This window comes from Rhodococcus sp. IEGM 1409, assembly GCF_030056735.1.
GTDB lineage: Bacteria > Actinomycetota > Actinomycetes > Mycobacteriales > Mycobacteriaceae > Rhodococcus_F.
On sequence record NZ_JASHKN010000004.1, the window covers coordinates 1 to 26,547 of the forward strand.

The 26,547-nt window shown below is 62.8% G+C and carries 24 protein-coding genes; 8 read left to right on the forward strand and 16 right to left on the reverse strand.

Annotation, left to right across the window (positions count from 1 at the left end; genetic code table 11):
- Window positions 1–344, forward strand: a 344-nt coding sequence (locus tag QM716_RS12725) for an aminotransferase class III-fold pyridoxal phosphate-dependent enzyme (RefSeq protein ID WP_283304478.1), incomplete at its 5' end; no start/stop codon positions are given.
- Window positions 345–346: 2 nt separating this feature from the next.
- Here QM716_RS12725 and QM716_RS12730 read toward each other — a convergent pair.
- Window positions 347–613 carry a hypothetical protein gene (locus QM716_RS12730; protein WP_283304479.1) on the reverse strand — a complete coding sequence of 89 codons (267 nt, stop codon included), beginning with the start codon at window positions 611–613 and terminating at the stop codon, window positions 347–349.
- 17 nt (window positions 614–630) lie between these two features.
- Here QM716_RS12730 and QM716_RS12735 point away from each other — a divergent pair, with 17 nt between their 5' ends.
- Window positions 631–1,329, forward strand: coding sequence for a hypothetical protein (locus tag QM716_RS12735; RefSeq protein WP_283304480.1), 699 nt, complete (start codon window positions 631–633; stop codon window positions 1,327–1,329).
- On the opposite strand, the gene QM716_RS12740 is transcribed toward QM716_RS12735, so the two are convergent.
- The 3 genes from QM716_RS12740 to QM716_RS12750 form a co-directional block, all read right to left on the reverse strand.
- A complete protein-coding gene (locus QM716_RS12740; RefSeq protein ID WP_283304481.1) occupies window positions 1,315–1,995 on the reverse strand; it encodes a PhzF family phenazine biosynthesis protein in 681 nt (226 codons plus the stop codon). The genes QM716_RS12735 and QM716_RS12740 overlap by 15 nt on opposite strands.
- Before the next feature lie 79 nt (window positions 1,996–2,074).
- On the reverse strand, window positions 2,075–2,614 hold the full coding sequence (gene ahpD / locus QM716_RS12745) for an alkylhydroperoxidase, AhpD family (RefSeq protein WP_283304482.1): 540 nt from the start codon (window positions 2,612–2,614) through the stop codon (window positions 2,075–2,077).
- A gap of 2 nt (window positions 2,615–2,616) precedes the next feature.
- Complete coding sequence (locus tag QM716_RS12750; protein WP_003942119.1) at window positions 2,617–3,204, reverse strand: peroxiredoxin; 588 nt, start codon at window positions 3,202–3,204, stop codon at window positions 2,617–2,619.
- 229 nt (window positions 3,205–3,433) lie between these two features.
- On the opposite strand from QM716_RS12750, the gene QM716_RS12755 reads away from it, so the two are divergent.
- Entirely contained in the window at window positions 3,434–4,354 is a 921-nt protein-coding gene (locus QM716_RS12755) for a hydrogen peroxide-inducible genes activator (RefSeq protein ID WP_283304483.1), read from the forward strand.
- A 28-nt stretch (window positions 4,355–4,382) separates the two neighbouring features.
- On the opposite strand, the gene QM716_RS12760 is transcribed toward QM716_RS12755, so the two are convergent.
- From QM716_RS12760 to QM716_RS12780, 5 genes are all read right to left on the reverse strand, one after another.
- A complete protein-coding gene (locus QM716_RS12760) occupies window positions 4,383–5,783 on the reverse strand; it encodes an FAD-binding oxidoreductase (protein WP_283304484.1) in 1,401 nt (466 codons plus the stop codon).
- 77 nt (window positions 5,784–5,860) lie between these two features.
- Complete coding sequence (locus QM716_RS12765) at window positions 5,861–6,505, reverse strand: hypothetical protein (protein ID WP_283304485.1); 645 nt, start codon at window positions 6,503–6,505, stop codon at window positions 5,861–5,863.
- 163 nt (window positions 6,506–6,668) lie between these two features.
- On the reverse strand, window positions 6,669–9,020 hold the full coding sequence (locus QM716_RS12770) for a TPR repeat domain-containing protein (RefSeq protein WP_283304486.1): 2,352 nt from the start codon (window positions 9,018–9,020) through the stop codon (window positions 6,669–6,671).
- Window positions 9,017–9,325: a hypothetical protein gene (locus tag QM716_RS12775; protein WP_283304487.1), complete on the reverse strand. Its 309-nt coding sequence runs from the start codon at window positions 9,323–9,325 to the stop codon at window positions 9,017–9,019. Before QM716_RS12775 ends, QM716_RS12770 begins: the two co-directional genes overlap by 4 nt.
- Before the next feature lie 120 nt (window positions 9,326–9,445).
- Window positions 9,446–10,294, reverse strand: a complete 849-nt coding sequence (locus QM716_RS12780; protein WP_283304488.1) for a LysR substrate-binding domain-containing protein — start codon at window positions 10,292–10,294, stop codon at window positions 9,446–9,448.
- A 56-nt stretch (window positions 10,295–10,350) separates the two neighbouring features.
- Between QM716_RS12780 and QM716_RS12785 the strand changes: the two genes are divergently transcribed.
- Window positions 10,351–10,758: a DUF5997 family protein gene (locus QM716_RS12785; protein ID WP_283304489.1), complete on the forward strand. Its 408-nt coding sequence runs from the start codon at window positions 10,351–10,353 to the stop codon at window positions 10,756–10,758.
- Window positions 10,759–10,810: 52 nt separating this feature from the next.
- Here the strand turns inward: QM716_RS12785 and QM716_RS12790 are convergent, their stop codons facing one another.
- The 3 genes from QM716_RS12790 to QM716_RS12800 all read right to left on the reverse strand — a co-directional run bounded on the left by QM716_RS12790 (window position 10,811) and on the right by QM716_RS12800 (window position 15,520).
- On the reverse strand, window positions 10,811–13,315 hold the full coding sequence (locus QM716_RS12790) for a DEAD/DEAH box helicase (RefSeq protein WP_283304490.1): 2,505 nt from the start codon (window positions 13,313–13,315) through the stop codon (window positions 10,811–10,813).
- A 26-nt stretch (window positions 13,316–13,341) separates the two neighbouring features.
- Window positions 13,342–14,379 (reverse strand): alpha/beta fold hydrolase, encoded by a 1,038-nt coding sequence (locus QM716_RS12795; protein WP_283304491.1) that lies wholly within the window; start codon window positions 14,377–14,379, stop codon window positions 13,342–13,344.
- 181 nt (window positions 14,380–14,560) lie between these two features.
- A complete protein-coding gene (locus QM716_RS12800) occupies window positions 14,561–15,520 on the reverse strand; it encodes a proteasome assembly chaperone family protein (protein WP_283304492.1) in 960 nt (319 codons plus the stop codon).
- A gap of 360 nt (window positions 15,521–15,880) precedes the next feature.
- Between QM716_RS12800 and QM716_RS12805 the strand changes: the two genes are divergently transcribed.
- Entirely contained in the window at window positions 15,881–16,630 is a 750-nt protein-coding gene (locus tag QM716_RS12805; protein ID WP_283304493.1) for a sensor domain-containing protein, read from the forward strand.
- A 155-nt stretch (window positions 16,631–16,785) separates the two neighbouring features.
- Window positions 16,786–17,916, forward strand: a complete 1,131-nt coding sequence (locus QM716_RS12810) for a DUF4192 domain-containing protein (RefSeq protein ID WP_283304494.1) — start codon at window positions 16,786–16,788, stop codon at window positions 17,914–17,916.
- Here QM716_RS12810 and galE read toward each other — a convergent pair.
- Both galE and QM716_RS12820 read right to left on the reverse strand, forming a co-directional pair.
- On the reverse strand, window positions 17,913–18,902 hold the full coding sequence (gene galE / locus QM716_RS12815) for a UDP-glucose 4-epimerase GalE (RefSeq protein WP_283304495.1): 990 nt from the start codon (window positions 18,900–18,902) through the stop codon (window positions 17,913–17,915). The two genes, QM716_RS12810 and galE, sit on opposite strands and share 4 nt — an antisense overlap.
- A gap of 8 nt (window positions 18,903–18,910) precedes the next feature.
- Window positions 18,911–19,597 (reverse strand): iron-dependent transcriptional repressor DtxR, encoded by a 687-nt coding sequence (locus QM716_RS12820; RefSeq protein WP_283304496.1) that lies wholly within the window; start codon window positions 19,595–19,597, stop codon window positions 18,911–18,913.
- A 175-nt stretch (window positions 19,598–19,772) separates the two neighbouring features.
- Between QM716_RS12820 and QM716_RS12825 the strand changes: the two genes are divergently transcribed.
- Window positions 19,773–21,044, forward strand: a complete 1,272-nt coding sequence (locus QM716_RS12825; RefSeq protein ID WP_283304497.1) for an acetoin utilization protein AcuC — start codon at window positions 19,773–19,775, stop codon at window positions 21,042–21,044.
- Complete coding sequence (locus QM716_RS12830; RefSeq protein WP_283304498.1) at window positions 21,037–23,748, forward strand: bifunctional acetate--CoA ligase family protein/GNAT family N-acetyltransferase; 2,712 nt, start codon at window positions 21,037–21,039, stop codon at window positions 23,746–23,748. The genes QM716_RS12825 and QM716_RS12830 overlap by 8 nt, the downstream gene beginning before the upstream one ends.
- 157 nt (window positions 23,749–23,905) lie before the next feature.
- Here QM716_RS12830 and QM716_RS12835 read toward each other — a convergent pair whose 3' ends face one another.
- Window positions 23,906–24,877, reverse strand: a complete 972-nt coding sequence (locus tag QM716_RS12835; protein ID WP_283304499.1) for a sigma-70 family RNA polymerase sigma factor — start codon at window positions 24,875–24,877, stop codon at window positions 23,906–23,908.
- Window positions 24,878–25,036: 159 nt separating this feature from the next.
- Window positions 25,037–26,536 carry a DUF7782 domain-containing protein gene (locus QM716_RS12840; protein WP_283304500.1) on the reverse strand — a complete coding sequence of 500 codons (1,500 nt, stop codon included), beginning with the start codon at window positions 26,534–26,536 and terminating at the stop codon, window positions 25,037–25,039.
- Window positions 26,537–26,547 lie beyond the last annotated feature (11 nt).

The window sequence follows — 26,547 nt, forward strand, 5'->3', positions numbered from 1 at the left end:
GCGGGCATGCCGGTGCCGCGGCGGCGGCGATGGCGAACCTCGACATTCTCGAGCGCGAAAATCTGCTCGCGGAGTCGAAGCGTCTGGAGGCGTCGTTGCATACGCATCTGCAGCCGTTGTCCGAGCATCCGCGGGTGGCGGAGGTTCGCAGTGGGCTCGGTGCGGTCGCTGCGGTTCAGTTGGCTGATCCGGCGGAGGCGTTGCCGTTTGTGAAGACGCTTCGTGAGCACGGTATTTCGGGTCGCGCTGCGGGTCAGGGTGCGATGCAGATTTCGCCGACGTTTGTGATGACCGATGATCAGGTCGCGGAGATGGCAGCGGGGATCCTCGCAGCCCTCGGCTGATGTCAGTTGCGGCGCCGAAAGAGTTTCTCGATTCGGCGCCGCACTGCGTTGGGCGCAGGTTCCAGTTCCAGAATCTCTTGCTCCGACTGCTTTGCGTACGCCTGGGTGTACCGCTCGTGTAGCACCGAGCGAATCTCGTCCGGAGAGTAGGCCCGACGCTGGCGTTCGCCACGCGCAACGAGGACCCCGGTGGCAGCAATGCCCATGGCACCAGCGAGGCCGACCAGTTTCCATACGTGCGAGGCGCGCAGAGGAGTCGTGAGTTTCATCCCTCTACGCTAGAGGCATGGACCGACGATTGCTTTCGCAGGTGAGTCTCGACGAGGCCGCTGCGGCGACCCGCACGGGGGACATCTGGATCTTCCGCGGAGAGTCGACGGCCGACCGGGCTATCCAGACGTTGACCAACAGCCCGGTCAATCACGTGGGGATGTCGGTGGTGATCGACGACCTCCCGCCGCTGATGTGGCATGCGGAACTCGGTCACTCGCTGCAGGACATGTGGACCGGACGCTTCCAGCGTGGTGTCCAACTGCATGATCTGAGGTCGGCGGTTCAGGTGTGGGGTGCCAAGTACGGGCAGCGTGGATGGTTGCGCCAGCTCGACCACGAGATCACCCGTGAGCAGGAAGATGCTCTGCTCAAGACGATCGCGCGACTGGACGGCACGCCGTTCCCGTCGACGGCGAAGCTCGCCTCACGCTGGTTCGGAGGCCGAATCCCGAAGCTGCGCAAGAAGTCCGACGTGTCCGCAGTGGCCGTCGAGAGCGCCTATTGCGCCGAAGTGGTTGCCAAGACCTATGAGGCGATGGGTCTGCTTGTCGGAAATCGTCGTATCAACTGGTTCGATCCGGGCAAGTTCTGGAGCGGCGATCAACTGCCGCTTGCACCCGGAGTTGCTCTCGGCGACGAGATCTCGGTGTCGCTCACCGCATGCGATCTCGAAGCCGGACGTAATCCGGTTGGGTACTCACAAGGTTCGTGACGGCTCGGCAACCACGCGGCCGCCGACTTCGAGCCACCCCTCCGGGGAGAAAGTGGTGTGCAGTACCGATCCGCGTCCCTGGGTGATGAGGAGTGATTTCCTCAGTCGGTCCGTGATGCGCAAAGCTGCCGATCCGGTTGCCTCGTCCTCGGCGATTCCCATCACCGGCGCGAACATGCGTGCGCGAATCGCAGCTTCGAGCTTGTCCTGCCATGCCCACAGATACGAATGATCCGCCTCGTAGTCGGACGGATCGGCGCCGATGACGTCGTCGACCGTGTCCATCGGGTAGATCGCGAATTCCGGTGCCCATTCGGCACGGGCGCGTACCCACGTGAGAGCGCCGGATTGGCGGACGTCGACACTGCCGGCCGGAACGTCGAGGGAGGTCACGCGGCGGCCCTGCTCGCCCAGCCACCACGTCGCACCGACGGTGGGGTGCCCGGCGAAGGGGAGTTCTGCTGCCGGAGTGAAGATCTGAGCCCGAGCACGCGAGGCGCCGTCTTCCGGAACGTCGATGAAAATGGTCTCGCTGTAGTCGAGTTCCTTCGCAACGGCTTGTCGATCCGATTCTGCAACCGAGGATGCGTCGACGATTCCCAGCGGATTACCGTGCTTGCCGTTCTCGTCCGTGAAGACCCGGACCACACTCACCTCGATACCCATCGGTCCACCCTAGCGCGCGAAAAGCCCTCCCCACCGTCATAGTGGGGAGGGCTCGTCGAACTGCAGTCAGGTACGAGGATCAGACCTGTGCGGCAGAGAGGATTTCGTTGGCTTCGACAGCCTGCGCGACGCCCGCGACGATGGAACCGGCGCGGATCGCTTCGAAGATGACCTCGCGGTCGACACCTTCCTGGCGGAGGGTGTTCTCGTGAGCTTCGAGGCAGTGGTTGCAGCCGTTGATCGCGGACACTGCCAGCGACCACAATTCGAAGTCGGCCTTGTCGACGCCCGGGTTGCCGATGATGTTCATCCGCAGGCCGGCACGAAGGTCGTCGTACTTACCGTCGAGGTAGCCCTTGGTGCGGTAGAAGACGTTGTTCATGCCCATTATCGACGCTGCGCCGAGAGCGGCGTCGTACGCCTCTGCAGACAGGTTGTCGGCGGCCTCGGATGCAATCTCCTTGAGCGTGGACGCAGACTTGGTGGCTGCGGCCGTTGCGAGGAGTGTTCCCCACAACTGCTGCTCGTTCAGGACCGTCGTGCGCGCAATGGAACTCAGGTTGAGCTTGAGGTCCTTCGCGTACTCGGGAAGCGAGTTCTTGAGGTTCTCGACGCTCATACTCAGACGCTCGCAGTCAGGAGCTCGCCGGCGTTGATGGTCGGGTCGCCCTTCTTCCAGTTGCATGCGCACAGCTCGTCGCTCTGGAGAGCGTCGAGGACGCGGAGAACCTCGTCGACGTTACGGCCGACGGAACCGGCTGTGACGGAGACGAACTGGATCTCGTTGTTGGGGTCGACGATGAACGTTGCGCGGTCTGCAACGCCGTCGGCGTTGAGGACGCCGGTGGCCTCGGCAAGCTCGCGCTTGAGGTCCGAGAGCATCGGGAAGGGGAGGGTCTTGAGCTCTTCGTGCTGTGCACGCCACTGGAAGTGCACGAACTCGTTGTCGACGGAAGCGCCGAGAACCTGAGCGTCACGGTCTGCGAACTCTTCGTTGAGCTTGCCGAACGCAGCAATCTCGGTGGGGCAGACGAAGGTGAAGTCCTTGGGCCAGAAGAAGACGATGCGCCACTTGCCTGCGTAGTCGTCACTGGTGACGGTGGTGAAGTAGTCATCGGGCTGCTGGGCATCGACCTTGGACAGGTCGCCGCCGATGACAGCCGTGAGGTTGTAAGCGGGGAACTGGTCGCCGATTGTGAGCAGAGCCATGTGTCTCATTCTCCTACGTGTCTCGTGAACAGGAATTTCTTGCGCACACGATCTGGCTGTTCGGAATGTGACGGCCGAACGTGCTGGATCGAGAGGGTTTGTCACCGTCAGCGGGTCGGACGGTTTCGACTGCAATGTCGAGGTTGTGACCGGCGCTTTTTGGTATGAGTCCATTCTGCATCAAACGGTTCAAAAGGTAAAGGTGATGGGTGGCACTACACTGATAGGCATGTCTGATCAGACTTATCAACCTTCCTTGTCGCAGCTGCGTGCCTTTGTATCGGTCGCCGAGTATCGGCACTTCGGTACTGCCGCAGCACGTTCCGGTGTGAGCCAACCCACACTGTCGCAGGCGCTGGCGGCTCTCGAGGCGGGGCTGGGAGTCAAACTGATCGAGCGCAGTACTCGGCGCGTGCTCGTGACCGCGGACGGACAGCGCCTACTCGGTCAGGCCAAGCAGATTCTCGAGGCCGCCGACGGATTTGTCGCGAGCGCCGCCGGCTCCGGCGACTCTCTGACCGGATCGCTACGCATCGGGTTGATCCCGACCGTTGCGCCCTACATTCTTCCGGAGTTGTTGCCGGTGCTGCGCGAGAAGCTGCCGTCGTTGGCGCCGCAGATAGTCGAGGATCAAACGGCGCGCTTACTCGATGCACTGCGATCGGGAGCGCTCGACGTCGCGGTGTTGGCGTTACCTGCCGGAACACCTGGCCTGGTGGAAGTTCCTGTATACGAAGAGGATTTTGTGATGGTCGTGCCGAACGATCATTCCTTGGCCGGACGCGTCGATCTCACGGCGGACGTGCTCGACGCGCTGCCTTTGCTCTTGCTCGACGACGGCCACTGCCTGCGTGATCAGACGATGGATCTGTGCCGTTCCGTAGACGCTCATCCGCTTGCCGGCGACACGCGGGCGACCTCCCTCGCAACGGTCGTGCAGTGCGTGGCCGGGGGACTCGGGGTGACTTTGGTCCCGGAATCTGCTGTTGCAGTGGAGGTTCGACGCGGGAATTTGTCGACGGCGCGCTTCGCGTCGCCGGCTCCAGGTCGCACGATCGGCGTCGTGTTCCGCTCTTCGAGTGGCCGAGCAGAAGGATTCCGTCAGCTGGCTGAGCTGGTCCGTTCGGTCAGCCCGACCGCTCCTCGATGACGTAGCGCGTTCGACGTCGACGTGAAAGCTAGTCGAAGGAGGGTTCTTTCGCGGCAATGACAGCTCCGGGATTGAGAATTCCCAGCGGGTCGAGGGCATCCTTGACCTTGCGATTGAGGGCCATGACGTCTTCACCCAACTGCGACGGCAGCCAGTCGCGCTTGAGCCGGCCGACCCCGTGTTCGCCGGTGATCGTGCCACCGAGGGCAATGGCGAGATCCATCACTCGTCCGAAAGCGATCTGTGCGCGTTCGGCCATGTCCGGGTCTGCGGGGTCGAACACGATGAGCGGGTGTGTGTTTCCGTCCCCGGCGTGCGCGACCGTGCAGATCAGGACGTCGAGGTCCTCTGCGATGGCTTCGACGCCGGTTACCAACTGGGGGAGTGCGCGCATGGGAACACCCACGTCTTCTAGAAGCAGACTCCCCATCGCGAGCACTGCGGGGAAAACCGCCCGCCGAGCCGCAGCAAACGCGTCACCTTCGGCTTGGTCGTCGGTGGCGAATACCTCGGTGGCTCCGTTGTTTTCGCATGCCTGAACGATCGTCTCGATTTCCAGCACGCCTGCCGCGCCGGGTGCGTCGGACTGCGCGAGAAGCAGTGCGTGAGCCTTGCGGTTCAGACCCATGCGTACCGAATCCTCGACAGCATTGATACTGGCGTGATCCATGAACTCGAGCATCGCCGGACGCATGTTGCTGGTGATCGCCAAGACCGCGTCGGCAGCTTCCTGAACCGAGTCGAACGAGGCCACGACAGTTGAGGCGGGCGGCTGTGCCGGAATCAAGCGCAGGGTGATTTCGGTGATGATGCCGAGAGTGCCCTCACTGCCCACGAACAGTTTGGTGAGTGAGAGTCCGGCGACGTCCTTGAGAAGTGGGCCACCGAGACTGACCGCTGTCCCGTCTGCCAGCACGACCCGCAGTCCGAGAACGTAGTCGGTGGTAACTCCGTACTTGACGCAGCAGAGTCCGCCGGCGTTGGTAGCTGCATTGCCGCCGATGGAACAGATTTCGAAGGATGACGGGTCGGGTGGGTACCAGAGTCCGTGCTCTGCGGCGGCTTTCTTGACCTCGGCATTCATCAAGCCGGGCTGAGTAACCGCCACCCGGGCGACCGGGTCGATCGTGATCTTTCGCATTCGCTCGGTGCTGACCACGATGCAACCGTCGACGGCGCTGGATCCACCGGACAGGCCCGAGCCCGCGCCTCTGGGAACCACCGGAACGCGGTGGGCGGTTGCCCATCGCATCACGGTCTGGATGTCTTCAGTGCACGTTGCGCGAACCACGGCAGCGGGGTGGCCTGCGGCCGGGTCGGCGGCCCAGTCCTGGCGGTAGCCCGCGGTCAGGTCCGGATCCAGCAGGACGGCTCCCTCGGGGAGTGCCGCTACAAGTTCGTCCATGCCGTGCGAATTTTCAACCGTCATCACTCCATCATGCGTCTAGCAGCGCTGCCGGGCCCCTGACTTGGTCAGATTTGGGCGCGGCACCCGTGCCCTGGCCCCTACCGGGCCACATCTTCTGGCCAGCCGGGGTAGTTGGGCAGAACGAGGGGTGGGGTGAAGTCGGTGCTCATCCGGAGCCGATTCCCGTCGTGACGCGATTTGAACCAGTCGGAGCAAGTCTCCTGTTGCCCACGGTCGCTGGTGGAGCTGGTGAATTTGTCGACGATCCAGCCGCCGAAGACGTCACCTTCCGGTGCATTGCGCGTCCCTTCGAATCGAGGGTAGGGGGTAGCCGAAGAAGCGGTGTTATGCATCCAGATCTCGTAACTACTGCTCGGGAGTCGCGACGAATCCGGTTTGCGGCCGTCGTAATCGGTGTCGTAGGCGTCGGAGCAGGCGTAAGCGACGACGGTGGAATCGCCGGGGTATCCGGCGGGAATTGATTGAATACTCAAGATCCGGTTGATGCTGGTACCTCGGTAGACGCGTGGTGGTGTGTCTGCGGCTTCTCCGTAGCGGCGATCGCTCGAGACCGTTCCACGAGTGTTCGCAGTGATTCGCGAGAACCCGTGGTAAGCGTCGCTGCGATCGCCACTACTATCGACGATGTAGTCGGATTCTATGAATGCTCGGATTATGGTGGCCTCCTCGCTGAAGAGGTCGATGCCGGGGTCTGCGAGCCATTGGTTGTGATAGTCGGTCATGTAACTCGGTAGTACGTAGACGTTTGACGCTGCGGGCGTGGTTGTGGCGGTGATGTTTTCGGTTAAGTTAGGTGCCGAGCAACCCGCGATACATAATCCCAGGCTGACTACCAGTGCAAGAGCGGTTGCAGCGCGGTGGTTTCGCCTTGTCAACGCAGGAAATCTATCCGACATCGTCGAGTCCGTCTCTCATGTTGGTCATGAACGTATCGCGATTGAATCCACGAAACGTCATATAGTCCTGCAGCGTGCTGTCGAATTTGCCGTTTAGACCCAGGGTCTCCAGCTCGACTGGTCTGAGGGATTCGCTCGGATTGCCATTGACTCGAAAGCTGTTCAGTTGCTCGAAGTTTTCTCTTCCGTGAGCGTTGTCGAGTGACTGAACCAGTCGGTAATCGAGAAGGGTTGTCGAAGCCGAACTCTGGTCTGTGAAGTTGAGTTGTTCTGGAGGAACTTCGACCGGGGCGCCGAGTACGTGATCTTTCAGTTCGACTCCCAGCATGCTGACTGCAACGCTGGTCGGTGGTCCGAAGCCTGGGATCATGGCGGCACCGCCGGAAATCAGCCAACCGAGTTCGTCGTATGTTTTCCCACGTCTGCTGACGATGTCCTGTTGCGCCGCCGCAGCGTCACCGGTTCGGTTGAGGGCTTCTTCCTCGAGAGCTCCGTCCATCAGTGCCTGGACGCGTCCCGCATATATTGCATATTGCGAAGAACCCGCGGCGATGTCTCCGCTCATGCTGGTTTCGACGAAGGTCCCTTGGAGTTGGCCCGCGGCTCCGAGCATGTTCGCATTGAAACTTGCGGCGGCGTGGGGGTCGCTGTCGATGATCGCGATCACCGATTTTGCATTGGCGAATCTGTCGTCGTAAGCATCGAGATTTTCGAAACCGAGAGTACCGGTCTGATCGGGTGCCAATCCGACGAGATTCCCGATGTACGGGGTCACCGCGGAACCGATCGATTGCGTCAACGCGGGATTCATTTCTCCGATGGATCTGTTGTCCAGGCCGGCGATGTCGAGGTAGGCACCTTTGTTGTCGGCGAGATTGTGGGCGAGTGCAAGGGCAGAGGCGCCGGCACGTTCCGCAAGAGCTGGGTTGGAGTTGGTGGCGTCGGGTCCGATCCAATCGGTGAGGCCGCTGACGGCTCGACCGTCATCGTTCCATTCGCGGGTGAACAGATTCACCACGTCGTCCTTATGAGCGGGGGTGGTGAGGAAGTCGGCGTTCGAGGGTATGTCCCGAGTGGCGACTTCGAGGGCTTTGGTGAGACTGGAGTCGAGCTCATCGTTGCTGACGGGCTGGCCGTCGTCGTCGAAGACCAATCGCATCGGTGCACTCGATGAGGTTTGCGATTGGAGAGGGGCGAGATCTGCGCTGCGATCGAGCAGTGCAGAACTCAGAGCGCTGCCGGTTTGTGTCGCCGGATCGGCATTTCGAAGTATGTCCGTGAGGGCATTCGAATCGTCGAAATGGTTGACGTTCACGGTGGTGGAGTACCCGCCGGGTTGGAGTTGCGAGCTGTACGCGGGGTCGCTGAAGATTTTGCGGACGTCTGGCGGAAGGTTGTCGAGGCTGCCGACGTTGCCGTTGCCGTCGGTGACGTTGGGATTGGAGACGGTGAACATGCCCGAGGCGAGGGCGCTGGGGATTCGCGCGTCGGCGGGGACATTCGCATCGGGGAAGTTGACCGTGCGGAATCCTTCGGCTCCTGCACCGATATCCTTCAGCTCGTCGAGGTCGGTATCGGCGTAGAACTCACGTAGGTAGGCGAGTTGTTCCGGGTCGACGACCACGGTCCCGCCCGCAGCAAGTTGCGCTTGTTGTTCCGGAGTGAAAGTCGTCGCGGCGATAAACCGTTGCTTGGCCGCCTCGCTCTCGGGTGTTGCGCCCGGGGACTGCGCGAGAATGTCGGAGTCGTGGGCTCCCTGACCATCGAACCGAACGTGATGTGAAGGAGTGGTCGACGCTGCATCGGGGATCCCGAAATCGGCCTTGCGGTCGATGAGCGAGGTGCCTGCGGCGGTGATCTCCGTGAGGATTCTGGCGGCGTCCGCGTCGGTCTCGTTGACGTCGGTGAGTGCCGCGCCGACACGCCACGAGTGGTATTCGAGGCGGGCTTCCACCTCCCGCGGATCTGTGCTCGCCAGAGTTGCGGGCGTCGCGGTGACGGAACCGTCGTCAGAGACGGTGAAACCGTCGGCGCTCGCTTCGTCGACGCGGCTGACCAGTGTTTCGCGGGCGTACCGCAGATTTGCCGACTGCGCTGCGACGCAGCGCCCGGCGTCCCCGACTATCGCGACGGCGTCTCGCCCGAAGGCATGCTGCTGCGTTGCCGAATCCCACGCTGCAGTCGCCGCTGTGCCGCTCCAATCGCTGGTTGCGGTGTCCATGATGCGGTGCGCGATGTCGACGTTGCTGGCGAATACGTCATGTCCGCGGCCCAGGGTGCCGGCGTAGTTGTCGAGGGCGTCCAGATTCCAGGATCGGATCTGCGAGATCGACAGTGTCATCGCACGTCTCCCGAATCCTCGATCCGCGCACCGTTGGCGATGTCGACCCGGGCGAACTCTCGTGCGGAGTTTTCCAGAGTCGTGCGGGTAACGGTGATCCCCGCTCCGATCGCGCGGCCGAGTCCGTCGACAGTGACGACGTTGTCGGCTATGGCTGCAGCGAACGCCGACCCGGCGGCTCCGGCTGATGCGGCGGTACCGACCTCCGATGACGAGAATCCGGTGACGTCCGCGGCAGGTGCCGTCAGCCCTGCCGCAGCGCTTGCCAATTCGGCTGGATCAGCCGTGAAAGTTTCCACACCCATGAACGAATCCCCCCGAATTCATCTGCGAGATCACAGTGAATCGAGGATAGAGCATTTCCGAAGCCCTGACATGGACGGGTGCGTCGACGTCCTCGCGGTCGAGACGGTTGTGTGAAAGCCCTAGCGGCCCTTCTGCTTTCCGGAGAACCGGCCACCCGAACTCTTGGTCCCGCCGGACTTGCCGCTACCCGATTTGCCACCGGCCTTGGCTTTGCCGGAACCCGCGTTGCGGCCGGAAATGTTCTTTGCGGTGCCGGCGCCCTTTGCTTTCTGACCGTTCTTCGCAGCTTCTGCGCGACGCTCGCGGGCCGCGATCTTTGCCTTGACGGAGCCCTTGATCTTTTCGGCCGGCTCACCGTTCCGGCCGCGGGAACTCTTTGCCGTGCGCCCACGCACGATGCCGATCAGTTCCTCCACAAGATCTGTGGTCTTGGACTCCAACCATGCCAAAGCCACAGGAGCCTCGGGAGCACCGTCCACCGGACGGAAGGTCAGGTCCTTGCGATGGTGGAACCGCGCCAGCGAATGGGGAACAACGACAACGCCGACGCCGGCGGCTACCAATTCGATGGCATCGGCGATGCTCGCGGGTCTTTCGGCGGCGGCCTTTCCGGGACGTGTCGGCCAGTCGAGTCTGTCGTCGAGCGGATCGAGCACTATCTCGTCGGCCAAGTCGTCGACGGAGATCTGTTCGACAGCGGTGAATACGTGGTCTTTCGGTACCACCACGACTGAGGTTTCCGCGTACAGCGAGATAGCGCTGACACCGGTCCGGTCGATCGGCAGGCGAACCAAACCTGCATCTGCTTCACCTGCGCGAAGCGCAGCTTCGAGTTCGAGAACCGGGAACTGAACAAGCTCCAGACGCACCTCGGGGAGTCGCTCGTGCCACACCCGGACCCACTTGGTGGGCGTCACCCCCGGGGCGTACGCGAGTCGAAAAATTGCCTGACTATCCGCGTCTGTCACCAGGCAAGGCTACCGCCTTGGTAAAAGCACCCGTATCGGCTGGTTACTCTTGTTGCATGACGTCGAACAAAACTCCCCAGACGATGAAGCCGACGACGGCTGCCAAGAAGCTGGGTGTGTACCTGGAAGCAACACCTGCGCAGTTCCAGGAAGGCGACGTGACTCGTGACGAGCTGACCGCTCTGCAGAGCGATCCGCCGGAGTGGCTGCTGGAGCTGCGACGCACCGGACCGCACCCGCGCCCGGTCATCGCCGCCAAGCTGGGCATTTCGATCGCCGGCCTCGCTCGCGGTGGCGTCGAAGAAGCACTCACCACAGATCAGATCGCCGCTCTCCTCGAAGGGAAGCCCGAGTGGCTCGAGAAGGAACGCGCTGTTCAGGCCGACGTGCGGGCCGAGAACGTTCGGATCAAGGAAAAGCACGCAGCGCGTCGTAACCAGCCGCGAAAAGCAAAGAGGGGCTAACGCCCCTGTGCGCCTTTTTGGTAGCGCCGACTACCAAAAAGGCGCACAGGCGCTAGCCTTCTACGACGCTGAGCTCGTCGAACACAATTTCGCCCGCAGCATCCGATTCCGGGATGTCGACAACGGCGAGCAGTGCCCAGCCGTGATCACCCTCGGGATCCTCGAGGACCTGACGCACCCGCCAGAACTCGCCTTCTTCAGTGACCTGGAAGAGCGCCGGCCCGCGCGCCGACGGCCCGGTTCCGATAGTTGCGTACTCCTCGAAGTACGGAAGTAGTTGCTCTTCCCACTCGGCGGCGTCGATACCGTCCTCGAGGTTTTCCAGCTCGTTCCACTGCCGACGCGACGCGAGGTCGATGCGTCGGAACATCGCATTGCGCACCATGACGCGAAATGCGCGAGCATTCGCCGAGATCGGACGCGGGATGTCGGCTCCGAACGCGACCTGGACGTCGTCTGCCTCGGCCCCGGGATCGGTCAGTGACTCCCACTCGTCGAGCAGGCTCGAGTCGACCTGACGGATCAGCTCACCCAACCACTCGATGATGTCTTCCAGTTCCTCGGTGCGAGCTTCCGTCGGGACGGTCTGCCGAAGCGCGCGGTAGGCGTCGGCCAGGTAGCGCAGGACGAGACCTTCGGAGCGGGTGAGCCCGTAGTGGCTGATCAATTCCGCGAACGTCATTGCTCGCTCGACCATGTCGCGAACCACCGATTTGGGGGAGAGCGCGAATTCCGTGATCCACGGATGACCACCGCGGTACATCTCGAAAGCCGGGAACAGTAAGTCCGACAACGGTTTCGGCCAGGTCACCTCTTCGAGGAGTTCCATTCGCTCCTCGTACTCGATGCCGTCGGCCTTCATCTGTGCCACGGCTTCGCCGCGGGCGAAATGCTGCTGCGCCATCAGAACCTGACGCGGATCGTCGAGCGTCGACTCGATGATCGAGACGACATCGAGTGCGTAACTGTCGGATTCGACGTCGAGAAGTTCGAATGCCGCCAAGGCGAACGGTGAGAGCGGCTGGTTGAGCGCGAAATCACGCTGCAAGTCCATCGTCAAGCGGGCCATCCGGCCGTACTCGTCGGGTTCGTCGAGGCGTTCCACGATGCCGGCGCTGAGCAATCCGCGATACAGCGAGATCGCTTTGAGGATGTGCTTGCGTTGCGCCGGACGTGATTCGTGGTTGTCCTCCAGCAAATGTCGCATCGCGTCGAAGCAGTTACCCGGTCGGGCAATGACATTGAGCAGCATCGAGTTGCTGACCGAGAATCGCGAGACCAACGACTCGGGCGATGCCGCGACCAAGCGGTCGAACGTCGCCTCGCTCCAGGACACAAATCCTTCGGGAGCCTTCTTGCGTTGAATCTTCTTGATCTTCTTCGGATCGTCGCCGGCCTTGGCGACGGCCCGCAGATTCTCCACCTCGTGTTCCGGTGCCTGGACGACGACTGTGCCCATCGTGTCGTAGCCTGCACGACCCGCGCGGCCGGCGATCTGATGGAACTCGCGGGCTTTCAGATGACGGGTGCGGACGCCGTCGTACTTGGCGAGACCGGTGAGCAGGACCGTGCGGATCGGGACGTTGATGCCGACGCCGAGGGTGTCGGTACCGCAGATGACCTTGAGAAGTCCGTCCTGCGCGAGAACTTCGATGAGCCGCCGATACTTGGGCAACATGCCGGCATGGTGAACGCCGATGCCGTGCCGGACAAGGCGGGAGAGAGTCTTTCCGAACCCGGTGGTGAAGCGGAAACCTCCCAGCGCCTCGGCGATCGCTTCCTTTTCTTCCTTGGAACAGAAATTGACGCTCGTCAGTGCCTGAGCGCGTTCGAGCGCGGCGGCCTGCGTGAAATGCACGATATAGACGGGGGACTGGTTGGTGGTTACCAGATCTTCGATGGTTTCACCCACCGGCGTGGTCGCATACGAGAACATCAGCGGCACGGGGCGTTCCGTGCCGGAGACGACGGTGGTGGGTTTTCCGGTACGGCGCGTCAGATCCTCGGAGAAGAAGTCGACCTCGCCGAGAGTTGCCGACATCAACAGGAACTGGGCGTCGGGCAACTCGATGAGCGGAACCTGCCACGCCCAACCGCGATCGGGTTCGGAGTAGAAATGGAACTCGTCCATCACCACCTGGCCGATATCGGAGTTCGGGCCCTCTCGCAGTGCAAGATTCGCGACGATCTCGGCCGTTGCACAAATGATCGGCGCCGACGAGTTCACGGCAGCGTCGCCGGTCATCATGCCGACGTTCTCGGCACCGAAGACCTCACAGAGCGCAAAGAATTTTTCACTCACCAGCGCCTTGATCGGCGCCGTGTAATACGTACGCTTGCCGAGCGACATCGCGTAGAAATGCGCGCCGATCGCCACCATCGACTTGCCGGACCCGGTCGGCGTCGCAAGGATCACGTTTGCACCCGAGACCAACTCCATGACGGCCTCTTCCTGGGCAGGATAGAGCGTCAATCCTCGTTCGAGGGTCCACGAAGAGAAGGCATCGAAAACGGAATCAGGATCCGCGTTGTCGGGGAGAAGTTCCGTCAGCAGCACTCGTACAGGCTAGCCGCAACCGCGGATCAGGTTGCGCTTCGCTCGTCCGAGCCCATGGCGTCGAGCACTGCCATGCGGGTGGACGACGTTCCGGTGATGGTGTTCTCGCCGACGCCGGAGATCAGCATGTGACGCCAGCGGGCCTCGTCGAAGACGAGCGGCGCGGTGGTGGAAAGGAAGTCTTCGACGATCTGCAGGAAACGCATCGGATCGTCGCGGAACGGGAAGTGTCCGGAGCCGCGGAAGATTTCGAGACGTGAGTTCGGCATCGCCGCGTGTGCGAGGTGAGCGTGGGAGACCGGAATGACGGAGTCGTCGTCTCCCCAGATCAGTTGAACCGGCAGATTCTCGGTCAGATAACAGCGGTCGAGCATCGTGACGACCTGCCCGCGCCAGTCCACGACCGCCCGCAGGGTACGAAGATAGGCCTCGTAGGCAGTGGGGTCGGGGAGATCAGCGAGCACTCGAATCAGGTCCGGCGTGTCGTGCAGCATGGTGCCAGGGCGCAGATTCGAACCGTGGACGACACCGGCAAGGTTTCCGGCCATCCGGACGAGCGGCATCGCGCCGGGAATCCGGAGCAGTTTGACGACCTCGTTGACCACGGGAACGGACATGAGTCGCAGCAGCGGGTGGACGTCCTTGGTGACACCACCGGCCGAGACCAGCACTAGGCGATCGACCATGTGCGGGAACTGGTAGGAGAACTGCATCGCGACGCCACCACCGAGCGAATGCCCGATGACGGTGACGTGCTCGATACCGAGCGTCGAAAGAAGATCACGCATGCCGTTGGCGTACGCGGCCACCGAATAGTCAGCGCGCGGCTTGTCGGAGCGGCCGTGACCTAACAGGTCAGGTGCGATGACGGTGTACTTCTTGGCGAGGTGGGGAATGATCTCGGTCCACGTCGACGAGTTGTCGCCGATTCCGTGCAGGAGCAGTACTGCCGGGCCCTCTCCGGCTACCCGAAATGCGCGTCGGTAGCCGTGAATGGTCCGGAACATCATCCGCGGTTCCTCGTCGGGGACCGGTCGGAGCTGACGGTTCCGTGGTCTGCTCATGTCGCCTCCTGGCTCAGCGTGAGATCACGTTGACTGTCTGCTCCAGTTGTTGAGCCGTCAACGAATATCTCACAGAGTTCGAGGCTATCCGACGGATGTGTCCTGAACAACAGCCCAGGTAACGGAGGGGTTGCGGAATGCGCACAATGTCGAATTATGCGCACCGCCCGTCACATTTTGGTCAGTTGTCGCCTCGATCGGCGTCTCCAGCTGAGCCGAAGTCGTCGTTTCCGGCCTGTTCAGCCAGGAACTTTTCGAACTCTGCGCCGATCTCGTCGCCGCTGGGTAGCTCGGCTTCGCCGGCCAGAAGTGACGACTGTTGTTCCTGAGCGGCGACAAAAGTGTCGTATTGCCGCTCCAAAGCGTGGACTACAGTCTGAACTTCTTCGTTTCCGGCTATGTGCTCGTTAACCTGTTCTCGAACGCGTGCCGCGGCTTCGCCCAAAGCTGCCAGCGGAAGTTCCAGATCCGAAACCTCGGAAACATTTTCGAGCAAAGTCTCTGCGGCGCCCGGGTAGTCGGTCTGCGCGAGGTAGTGGGGCACGTGAACCGAGAAGCCCATCGCCTCGTGGCCGTGCTGAGACATACGAAGCTCGAGCAGTGACGACGCACTCCCGGGAACCTGCAGTTCACCGGACCAGCGCTGATGGTCCTGGATGAGGTCCTTGTTGGTCGAATGTGCTGTCACGCCAAGCGGCCGGGTGTGCGGAATTGCCATCGGAATGGCATTGAGGCCGATAGTTCGACGCACCCCGAGCTGTTCGGACAGCAAGCGAACGGCTGTGGTGAAGCGCTCCCACTTGAGGTCCGGTTCCATGCCGGCGAGCAGCAGGAACGGCGTGCCGGTCGTATCGCGCAGTGCGTACAGATTGAGGGCCGGTGCGTCGTAATCGGAGAAGTGATCGGCCTTGAAAGTCATTGTCGGTCGACGCGAGCGGTAGTCGATCAGCTCGTCGACAGCAAACGACGCGACAAGTTCGGTTTCCAGGCTTTCCCGCAGATGGGTCGTTGCCAATTTCACGGCATGGCCGGCGTCGGAGTAACCCTCGAGGCCGTGAATGAGGATCGGTCCCTGGCCGTCGGCGGCCGCCAATTGGGGCGCCGGGAATTCCAGCTCGTACATCCTCGACTGTTCGTCCATCGCAGTCCCCTTCGCTCTTCGGTCTTGATCTCAAGTGTCCACTATCGGCGCACGCTCGACAGCATCGGAGTCGGAAGCCCGACAGCACTGGATCAGACGTTCATGAGTAAGAACACCGAGTCGGTGACCGATCATTCCCGATCGGGAGGGGCGGGTGTTCGCCGAGAGCGAAGGCGAGCGGTATCTTTCGACACTTAGTCTGGGCGTTCGGCAGATGTCCGGTGGGCGGCTTCGGACATGGCAGAGTGGAACACAAGGTCGGCGCGGCCGATTTGTCCGAAATGACCAGTCGATGGTCGGGATCGGTCGAGGTCGAGTGCGGAGGCTTACATGCGAGTGTGTCCACGATCGTCCGGGCGAGTGGCAGCATGTTCGTTTGTGGCCGCGGCCGCTCTGCTCGCGGGCTGCTCCGGGTCGGTTCAAGGCGCACCCGTCCCGGACTCCGCTCCCGCAACTGCCGGTGCGACCGACAGTGGCTCCGCGGCGCCGAGCACGACGGCCGCGCCCAAGACATCGGCCCCCAAATCTTCTTCTCCGAAAACAGCGGCATCGCTGTCGGAGTTGCTTCTCACTCCGGCCGAATTTCCCACACCGTTCGATGCCGTCGTGCTGCCGCCGCAGGCCGTTCCGATGGCAGCGCCGGATCTTGTCGGCGTTCCGCGCGGTGCCACCGTCGATCCATCCGAATGTGAGCCACCGGAACAGGACTACGGCCCGAACGGGACCGTGATGGCGGTCGGGACCGACAACGCGACCAGGGCAACGATTTCGGTTGAACTCACGAAGGTCGACGCACCCCTGGACGAGTTGGAAGCGCAAACTCGGCAGTGCCCGTCCATGACTGTTACCGCGAACGGCGTCACCACAACAGTGACGACGGAAATTCTTCCGCCCTCGCCGATCGATGCCGACAAGACGATGTCGCTGCGCCGCACTGTCGTTTCCCCCAAAGCGGCAGCCGGCGATCAGACGATGCTGACGTTGATCGCGCAGGTCGGCGACGTACGGGTCGCGACAACACTGATGACGTTCGGTTCTGCGACACCGTCGACAGCACCGCTGGATGAAGCATTCACGGCAGCGGTACAGAAGGTCAGGGCGGGTAAGTGATTCCGCAGCACACGGGTCCGACAAGAAGCGGTTCTTCCCGGTGCAGCCAGACACGTCGTCCCCAATAAATGCGGTAATCCACAGATAATTTCGATGCCGCTGTTTTCCCTGGTCGAGTAGACGGCTGGGTCGGGGCGATCAGCGACGGTCTGTGCATGACAACATCACCTCTTCCGGGAGAATTCGAATTCTCCGACGACGACCTGGCCGCCATCCTCGGATGCGTCGAACGCGTTTCCGATCCAGGGGAATTGATTGCGGCAATACCCGCACTCCTGGGATTTCATCCGTCCAACTCGGTTGTTGCGCTGTCTCTGATGGGCAGCTCCGCGTCGACGCTCGGCCCGGTGATGCGACACGACTACTTTCCCAGCGCCGGGGGGAAGCCTGCGAGGCAGATGAGTGCTGCGCTGCGCCAGTTCGCCGCCGTGTGTGACGGGGAGGGTGCGCGTGCAGTCGTCCTCGTGGTGATCACCGTTTGTTCGGCCGGTGAAACTCTTGTCGACCAAACCATCGAGCTGGCCGAGGTATTCGAAGACATGCTCGGCGGAACCTGTGTCGAGCTGGCCGACGTATTATGCACGGCCGCAATAGAATCCGGTCAGGCATGGGCGAGCGTCATGCGTTCGATTCATCGCGGCACCTTGCCTGACCCGGCATCCTCGCCGGTCGCGGCGGCACAGGTGTTGGGCGGGAGGGTCATTCGCAGTTCGCGTGAGGAACTGGTGCACTGGGTACACGGTGCCAGTCGCAATCACGAGACGATTGCGCGACTGATCGCGAGCGGAAGAGAATCTGGTGCGTACGGCGGGGGATCAGGCGGTGATGCCGCAGTCCAGCGCCGGGTCGATCTGGTGTTGGAACATGTCCGCCGTGTGGAGGCAGGCTGTTACCCCGGCCCGCAGGAATGCGCAGATCTGGTCGTCGCTTTGACGGATGTTCACGTGCGTGACGTGGTGTTGGGTCTGGCGATCACGTCAGTTGCGGCAGTCGCTGAGCAATTGTGGCTCGTACTCACTCATGAAGTGCCTTCTCCCGAACGAGCTTGGCCGGCAACACTTCTCGGGTTCTTTGCATACGTTCGCGGAGACGGACCTCTGGCAGGTGTTGCACTGTCGGTCGCACTTTCGGCCGATTCGGAACACACCTTGGCCGGATTGCTGGATTTATCCCTTCAATCCGGCGTGCGCCCCGACGGGATCCGCGACCTTGCGGCCGTCGGATTGTCCATCGGGGAATCGCTCGGAATCGCCGGCTTGCCGCCGGCACTGCCGAGTGGAAGCTAGCGAGCTGCGTGCGAGCGGTCGCCCAGATCCTGGAGGAACTGCCATGCATCGGCGACGATGACGTCGAGATCGGTACGCGTGGGCATCCAACCCAACTCGGCAATCGCCTTGTCGCTCGATGCGATCAATACGGCCGGATCACCCAGGCGTCGTGACGCGTCTTCGACGTTGATCGGCAGGCCAGTGACCCGCGCACATGCAGCGATCACCTCACGCACGCTGAAGCCGGCACCACTTCCGAGGTTGTAGATGCGGTGCTCGCCGGGAACCGAGGATTCGAGAGCCAGGAGATGCGCTTCGGCGAGGTCCAGCACATGGATGTAGTCGCGTACCGCAGTGCCGTCCGGAGTGGGCCAGTCGGTTCCGAAGACCGAGATCTTGTCTCGCTGTTCGAGGGCGACCTGCAGGACGAGCGGAATCAGGTGGGTTTCGATCACCCGGTTCTCGCCGGCGGACTTGTACGCACCGGCGACGTTGAAGTAGCGCAGGCTGGTCGCGCCGAGGCCGTGGGCGATCGAGTAGGAGGTGATCGCATGATCGATCGCGAGCTTGGTCGCACCGTACGGATTGGTGGGGCGGGTCGGAGCAGTCTCCACGATCGGGGACTGCTCCGGCTCGCCGTACGTTGCGGCGGTGGAGGAGAACACGAGCCGCGGAGTGCCGGAGATACGGATCGCCTCGAGCAACTCGATGGTCGTGACGACGTTTCCGCGCCAGTACTTTTCGGGGTGCAGCACCGATTCGCCCACCAGCGACTGCGCCGCGAAGTGAAGTACGCCGTCGAAAACCGGGGAACCCGCGCTACCGAGGACCTCGGCGGCCAGGGTCCCCACGTCCCCTTCGATGAATTCGGCACCGGCAGGCACCGCGTCGGCATTTCCGGTGGAGAGGTCGTCGATGACGACAACTTCGTGTCCACGCTCGAGCAACACAGTGCTGCACACACTGCCGACGTAACCGGCGCCGCCGGTGACCAGGAGTTTCATCTACTTCCTCAGACCTGCTTGACTTGAACGGCGTGAGCCATTTCCTCGGACAGGTCGAATCCGCTGTGACCCGGCACGATGATGGTCACCGAGCCTGGACGGGTTTCGACCGTCACCCTGGCGTCGGGAACGACGCCGGCGTCACGCAGCTGCGCGATCACCTCGGGATCGGACTGCACGTGCTCGGCGAGTCGCCGAACGACGACAGCTGTCTGTGCGCCGTGCGGAATATCGGTCAGGCGCACCAATGTCTCGGTGGCGGCAACCGGGCCGTCGAGTCCCAACTGGTCCAACCCCGGAATCGGGTTGCCGTAGGGCGACGTCGTGGGGTTGTTCAGAACGACGACGAGCCGACGCTCGACCTCCTCGCTCATCACGTGCTCCCAACGGCATGCCTCGGCATGTACGTCTTCCCATTTGAGACCGATGACGTCCACCAGCAGGCGCTCTGCCAACCGGTGCTTACGCATGACAGAGATCGCGAGATCGCGACCCTTGTCGGTGAGTTCCAGATGTCGATCGCCGGCGACCATCAGCAAGCCGTCGCGCTCCATGCGCGCAACCGTCTGGCTGACGGTGGGTCCGCTCTGTTCGAGCCGTTCGGCGATCCGCGCCCGGAGTGGGACTACGCCCTCTTCTTCCAAGTCGTAGATCGTCCGGAGATACATCTCCGTGGTGTCGACTAGATCCTTCACACTCAACCCCTTCGTCAGTTGATCATTCTACCGTTCAGTTCGTGGTTCCGGTGCCGCCTCGATCGCGGCGAGTCCAGCGCATGTCCGAAATAGATTCGAGTCACTCGATCTCGGTCTCCGTTGCAGCCACGAGTGTGGTGTGCGGCACGAAACGAGAAGGAAGTAGCGTGATCCCATGACCGCGTCGATCAGATCTGACGGGGACCCCGCGGCGTCTCGAGCGAATCGAGTCGTGGTGTGGAGTCCGGAGTACCTGAGCTATCGGTGGAGCGCCGATCACCCGATGAATCCCACCCGTCTGGATCTCACGATGGCGCTCTCTCGAAGCCTCGGACTTCTCGAGGGCATCGAGTTTCTCGAACCGAGCGCCGCGTCCGATGCCGACCTCCTCCGAATCCACACACCGGCATATCTTGCAGCGGTCAAAGACGCGGGTAACTCTGCGAACAACGGTGTGAGCGGCCAAGATGTTCCCCACGGGCTGGGTACCGAGGACAACCCGGTCTTCCCGCACATGCACGAAGCAAGTGCGATCCTCGCCGGCGGCTCGCTGGCAGCAGCGCAGGAAATCGCTTCGGGACGTACGCGACGCGCGGTCAGCATCGGCGGCGGCATGCACCATGCGATGGCGGATTGGGCTTCGGGATTCTGCGTCTACAACGATGCAGCTGTGGCGATTTCGTGGCTGCTTGACAACGGTTACGACCGTATCGCCTACATCGACGTCGACGCGCACCACGGTGACGGTGTGCAGCATGCGTTCCTCGGGGACCCGCGGGTGCTCACGGTATCGCTGCATCAGCATCCGGCAACGTTGTGGCCGAACACCGGATGGTCGAGCGAGGTCGGCGACGGCGCGGCCGAAGGTACAGCGGTGAACATCCCGGTGCTTCCCGGAACCGTCGACGCGTTGTGGCTGCGCGCTTTTCACGCCGTCGTCCCGGGTGCCATTGCAGCCTTCCGTCCGCAGATCATCATCAGTCAGTGCGGAGTGGATTCGCACCGCGAGGACCCGCTCGCGGACCTCGCCCTCACCGTCGACGGTCAGCGCGCCGCGTTCCTGGCGATGCGTGACCTCGCCGACCGCTACTCCGAGGGACGATGGCTCGCGGTCGGCGGCGGGGGATACGGACTGGTTCGCGTCGTGCCGAGGGCCTGGACCCACCTGATCGCGGCAGCGCTCGATCGCGAGATCGACGTCGACACAGCCGTCCCCGAAGACTGGAAGGAATCGACGAAACTGCGTGCGCCGAGCGTCGACCTCCCGCCGACCATGGGTGACGGCGGCGATGTCGCCTACGCGCCGTGGGACGGTCCGGGTGGTACACCGGAGACAGGTGTCGCCTCGGTGGACCGTGCGCTCACCCGCATCGACTCGGCGATCATCGCGACACGCCGCGCTTCGTTCCCGCTACTCGGACTCGACCCGGAGGATCCTCGTGACTGAACAGTCCGATACCGAAGCAGCCGGCGCCGGAACGAGCGGTGACGCTCCCGCGACCGATCCCGCCCACACCTATCCGCATTCGTGGGTAGTCGACGTCCTCGCCTCCGACGGGGGTGCTGTGGCGCTGCGACCCATCGTCCCCGAGGATGCGGACAAGCTAGTCGAATTCCACGGCAAACTCTCCGAGCGCACGCGGTACCTGCGGTACTTCGGCCCGTACCCCACGATGTCGGCGCGCGACGTCAAGAATTTCACGACCGTCGACCACCACAATCGCGTCGCGTTCGTGATGATGCTCGGCGACGAGATCATCGCGGTGGGCCGATACGAGCGACTCCTCGACGTAGGGGACGGCAAGTCGGCCGAGGTCGCCTTTGTCGTCGCCGACGCACACCAGGGGCGCGGCCTAGGACCGATCCTGCTCGAATACCTGGCAGCAGCAGCGGCCGAGAACGGTCTGACGATGTTCGTCGCCGAAGTCCTCTCCGAGAACCGCAACATGGTGACGGTGTTCCGTGAGGCGGGGTACCAGGTGAGTCGCTCGTTCGACGGTGGCGTGCTGCGACTCGAATTTGCGATCGACCCGACGGAAGCGCTTGTTTCGGTGCGCAATTCGCGGGAGCGGGCAGCTGAAGCGCGCAGCATGGGTAACGTGCTCAGCCCACGATCGGTGGCCGTGATCGGCGCATCGGCGGACCCTGCCAAGGTAGGAAACGCGGTGTTGACCAACCTGCTGCGCGGCGGATTCACCGGACCGGTCTACCCCGTCAATGCCGAGCATCGTTCGGTGCACGGGGTGCGGGCGTACCCGACTGTTCGTGACATCCCCGACGACGTCGACCTGGCTGTCGTGGCGGTTCCTGCGGAATCGATCAATTCGGTACTCGACGACTGCCTCGACAAGGGCGTCAAAGCGCTGGTGGTCGTCTCGTCCGGTTTCAGTGAGAGTGGTCCGGACGGGCGCTCGTCCGAACGCAAACTGGTCCACGCGGCCCGTGCACACGGAATGCGCCTCATCGGTCCGAATGCTCTGGGAGTGGCGAACAACGACCCGGCGATTTCGTTGAATGCGACTCTGGCGCCGGTCTTACCGGTGGCAGGCAACGTGGGCTTCTTCTGTCAGTCCGGCGCGCTCGGTATCGCCATTCTCGACGAGGCCGCGCGCAGCCGAATCGGATTGTCCGCTTTCGTTTCTGCCGGTAACCGTGCGGATGTCTCGGGCAACGACCTTCTGCAGTACTGGGATTCCGACCAGTCCACCGAAGTAGTTCTTCTCTACCTGGAGAGCTTCGGCAACCCCCGAAAGTTCTCCCGCATCGCTCGTCGAGTTGCGCGGAAGAAGCCGATCGTCGCGGTCAAGAGTGGTAGGCACGCGGTTCCACCGGTGCTTGCCGCCACCGGAGTCGAGATCGACGATTCGATCGTCCGCGCCCTCTTCGAACAGGCGGGCGTCATCCAGGTCGGCTCTATCTCTCAATTGTTCGACTGTGCACTGCTCTTCGGGTATCAGCCGTTGCCGGCCGGTCCACGGCTTGCCGTCATCGGCAACTCGACCGCGCTCGGTGTCCTTGCTGCGGACGCTGCCCGCAGTGAAGGTTTGCAGGTCAGCGACCCGGTTGATCTTGGTGCACAGGCGAGCCCGGAACTGTTCGCCGCTGCCGTACGCGATGCGTTGGCGTCGTTCGACGTCGATGCCGTCATCGCCGTCTTCGTTCCCCCCGTTGCCATACCGGTCGAGCCGTTCGCGAAAGCACTCAAAGACGCGGTGGCAGGCTCGGACAAGCCGATTCTCACGACGTTCCTCGCAGCCGAGGGTGTGCCGGACGTCCTTGCGGTCCGCGACGAAGTCGGCAACCCGACCCGCGGTTCGGTGCCGTCCTACCCGGGTCCAGAACGTGCCGCGTTGGCGTTGGCGAGGGCTTGGCGTTACGCGGAGTGGCGCAGCAAGCCTGCGTCGAAGGTTGTCCGCCCCGTAGGTATCGACTCCGAACGAGCCCAGAAGATGGTGGCCGATTGGCTTGAAAACTCTCCTGGCCGTTGGCTTTCGGACGTGGAAGCGGCAGCTCTACTCGAGTGCTACGGCGTCGCCGTCGTCGAATTCCGTTCGGTCCTGAGCGAAGACGAAGCAGTGGAGGCGGCGGAGGCGGTCGGTTATCCGGTCGCGGTCAAGGCAACCGGCGAAATGTGGCGTCATCGCCCGGATCTGGGCGGCGTCAGGCTGGATCTGAGTGGACCGGAATCGGTGCGTCTCGCATACCGCGACCTTGCGGCCGCGTCCGGTGAACCGCTGCTGCACGTGCAGAAAATGGCGACCAAGGGCATCGGATGTGTAGTCGGTGTCCAGGACGACCCGTCGTTCGGTTCGCTGATCTCGTTCGGGCTTGCCGGTGTGATCTCGGATCTCCTCGGTGACCGTGCCTATCGCGTGCTGCCACTCACCGAGGACGCTGCAACGGAATTGATCGACGCACCCAAGGCGGCACCGCTTCTGTCCGGATATCGCAACGCCGTTCCGGTCAACAAGGGTGCGTTGGTGGATCTGGTTCAGCGCATCTCGGCGCTGGCCGACGACCTTCCGGAAGTCCGCGAACTGGCCTGCGAGCCGGTACTCGCTTCGGCCACGGGAGCGGAGATCACCGATTCACGCGTCCGAATCGGACCTGAACCGAGCGCAATCGACCTGGGGCCCAGGCGGTTGCGATAGATACAGCGGTTGCGATAGGCGCAGCGAACAACACCGGCCACCGCACATTTCCCGAGGGGGAGGGAAACAGCGGTGGCCGGTGCTTTGTGCGGTGCGTCAACGCGAGTGGTGTGGCGCGCCGACGCACGTGCTGTGTTTGATCACACGGCAGCGTTGATCAGCTGGCGTATGACCGCAGTTTCTCGGCGCGATCACCGACACGGAGCTTGCCCATGACCTCACGCTCGATCTGACGAACCCGCTCGCGCGAGAGACCGAAGAGCTTGCCGATCTGATCGAGGGTGCGGGGCTGGCCGTCGTCGAGACCGTAGCGGAGTCGGATGACCTGCTGTTCGCGCTCGTCGAGCGTCCCGAGCACGCTGCGCACATCGCTGTGGAGCAGACCGGCGATGACGGCGTTCTCAGCCGAGGTCGCCTCGGAATCTTCGATGAAATCGCCCAAGGGCGCTTCTTCGTCGTTGCCGACAGGCATGTCCAGGCTTACCGGGTCGCGGCTGTGGTCGAGCAGGTCGGCGATCTTGTGCGCCGGGATGCCCGACTCTTCGGCCAACTCGTCGTCGGTCGCTTCGCGCCCGAGCTGCTGGTGCAGTTCGCGCTTGATGCGGGCGAGCTTGTTGACCTGCTCCACGAGGTGGACTGGGAGCCGGATGGTGCGGCTCTGATCAGCCATTCCGCGGGTGATCGCCTGACGGATCCACCAGGTGGCGTACGTCGAGAACTTGAAGCCCTTGGCGTAGTCGAACTTCTCCATCGCACGGATGAGTCCGAGGTTGCCTTCTTGAATGAGATCGAGGAGCGGCATACCGCGGCCGGTGTAGCGCTTGGCCAGCGACACGACGAGTCGCAGGTTCGCTTCCAGGAGGTGGCTACGCGCCGACTGTCCCTCGCGAACGATCGTTGCGAGATTCCTCTTCTTGACGACTGTCAGGCGCTTTCCCGTGGCAAGTACGTGGCTGGCGTACAGCCCCGCTTCGATTCGCTTCGCCAGTTCGACCTCGTCTGCTGCTGTCAGCAGTGCGGTACGACCGATCCCGTTCAGGTAGACGCGGACCAGGTCTGCGGCCGGGCTCTGGGCGTCCAGATCTGCGGCGCTCGGACGAATGCGAGTAGTGGTGCTGGGGCTTGTCATGACTTGCCTCCCTATCGGCGGTCTCTCACACAGTTCAACGTGTGAGAGTTCCGGGAAAGTTCCCGTGCCGATTTCCGCCAAATCGCCGTGACCTGCAGTTATTTCCCAGTCGTCCTGAGAAGTTGCTGAGAACACAAAAATCTGCAACTCGCCGGGAACTCAATTTGTGACGGGAAGCACCAACCCGTGACGGACCAGCGAAACCAGCAGTGTGACGACGGCCTCACGTAGTTGGTCGGGGTCTTCGCCGTTCGCAGCGGCGAGAAGTTCTACCAGTTCGTCGACCACCAATCCGTCCGCTCGGAGCCCAGCGAGCAGTGCAGCACCGAGTTCGTCGATCTCGTGTTGCCAATGCGGTCCGTTGCCGCGGTGTACGCGCGTGACTACTTGCTGCCAGCCCTCGTCACCGGGGAGATAGACGCGTTCGAGAGCCGTGTCCGGATCGAGGACGAATCGTTCCTCGAGGACGTCGTGTTCACGCAACCAGGCAAGGCGATCGAAGTACGCCGACGACTCGGCCCCGAGCGGGTCCGAGAAGCCGTGCATGAGGTCCTCGGCCATCAGATCGGTCGGGAAGTCGGTACGCCGGAGGAAGACGAACCCGAATCCGACGCCTTCGACGTCGGCTTCTTCGAGGTGGTCAAGCCAGGCGTTCGCCCTGGACGCCGTTTCCGGGTCCCGTGGATCCTGCCCGCCGTCCTTGAGCCACGTTCCGACATACAGAGCCGGATCCGCCACGTCGCGCTGCACGACCCAGGCATCGACGCCGTGCGCCGGCAGCCACGACGCGATCCGCGAACGCCAGTCCTGCCCTTCGATGTGCACCCACGAAGCCAACAGTGCTGCCGTGCCGCCGGGGTTCAGGTAGTCGATCGAGCGCGAGATCATCAATTCGCTCGCACCGTCGAGATCGAGTCCGGAATCGCGGTACGTGTGATGGACGCGTGCCTCGCCGACGACAAACGGGGGATTGGCAACCACCTGGTCGAAGGTTCGACCCTCGACAGGTTCGAACCAGGACCCTTGAAGCAGTTCGACGTCGAGTCCGTTGAGCGCCATGGTCGCGGCCGTGAGATCGACCGCGCGTTGATTGATGTCTGTTGCCGTCACCGAATCGGCATACGTGTTCGCGTGCAGGGCTTGGATGCCGCATCCCGTGCCGAAGTCGAGCACACTGCCGACCCTCGCGGTGGGCGTGGCCTGCAACAAGGACAGCGATGCATGGCCGACACCGAGCACGTGATCGGCCGTGGCCTTCTTCGGGCGGATTCCGCCGTCGAGATCCGAGATCACCCAACGATCGCCGTCGCCGACGTCGATGGGGCGAAGATCGACCGCGGCCCGCACCAGCGGGTTCTCACTGTCGAAGTTCTCACCTTCGAGCAGACCGGCGTCGACGCACTGCGCTACCGTCAACGGAGCCAGCGCCGCAGCAACATCGGCCGCGGGGCAGTCATCGGCGAGAAGGAACAGTCTGATGAGAACGCCCAGGTCCCCGTGTCCGAGGCTGGCGCGGCGGACAGGTACCGGCTCACTACGGCCGAGAGCGGCGTGAACCTCGGGCCCCAATGCGTCGAGCATGGTTCCGGTGTCGAATCGAGTGCGAAGCAGAGCCTCACGCAGCGCAGGGGTGATGGACAGGAGCGTTTCGCTTCTCACCCGGTCATTCT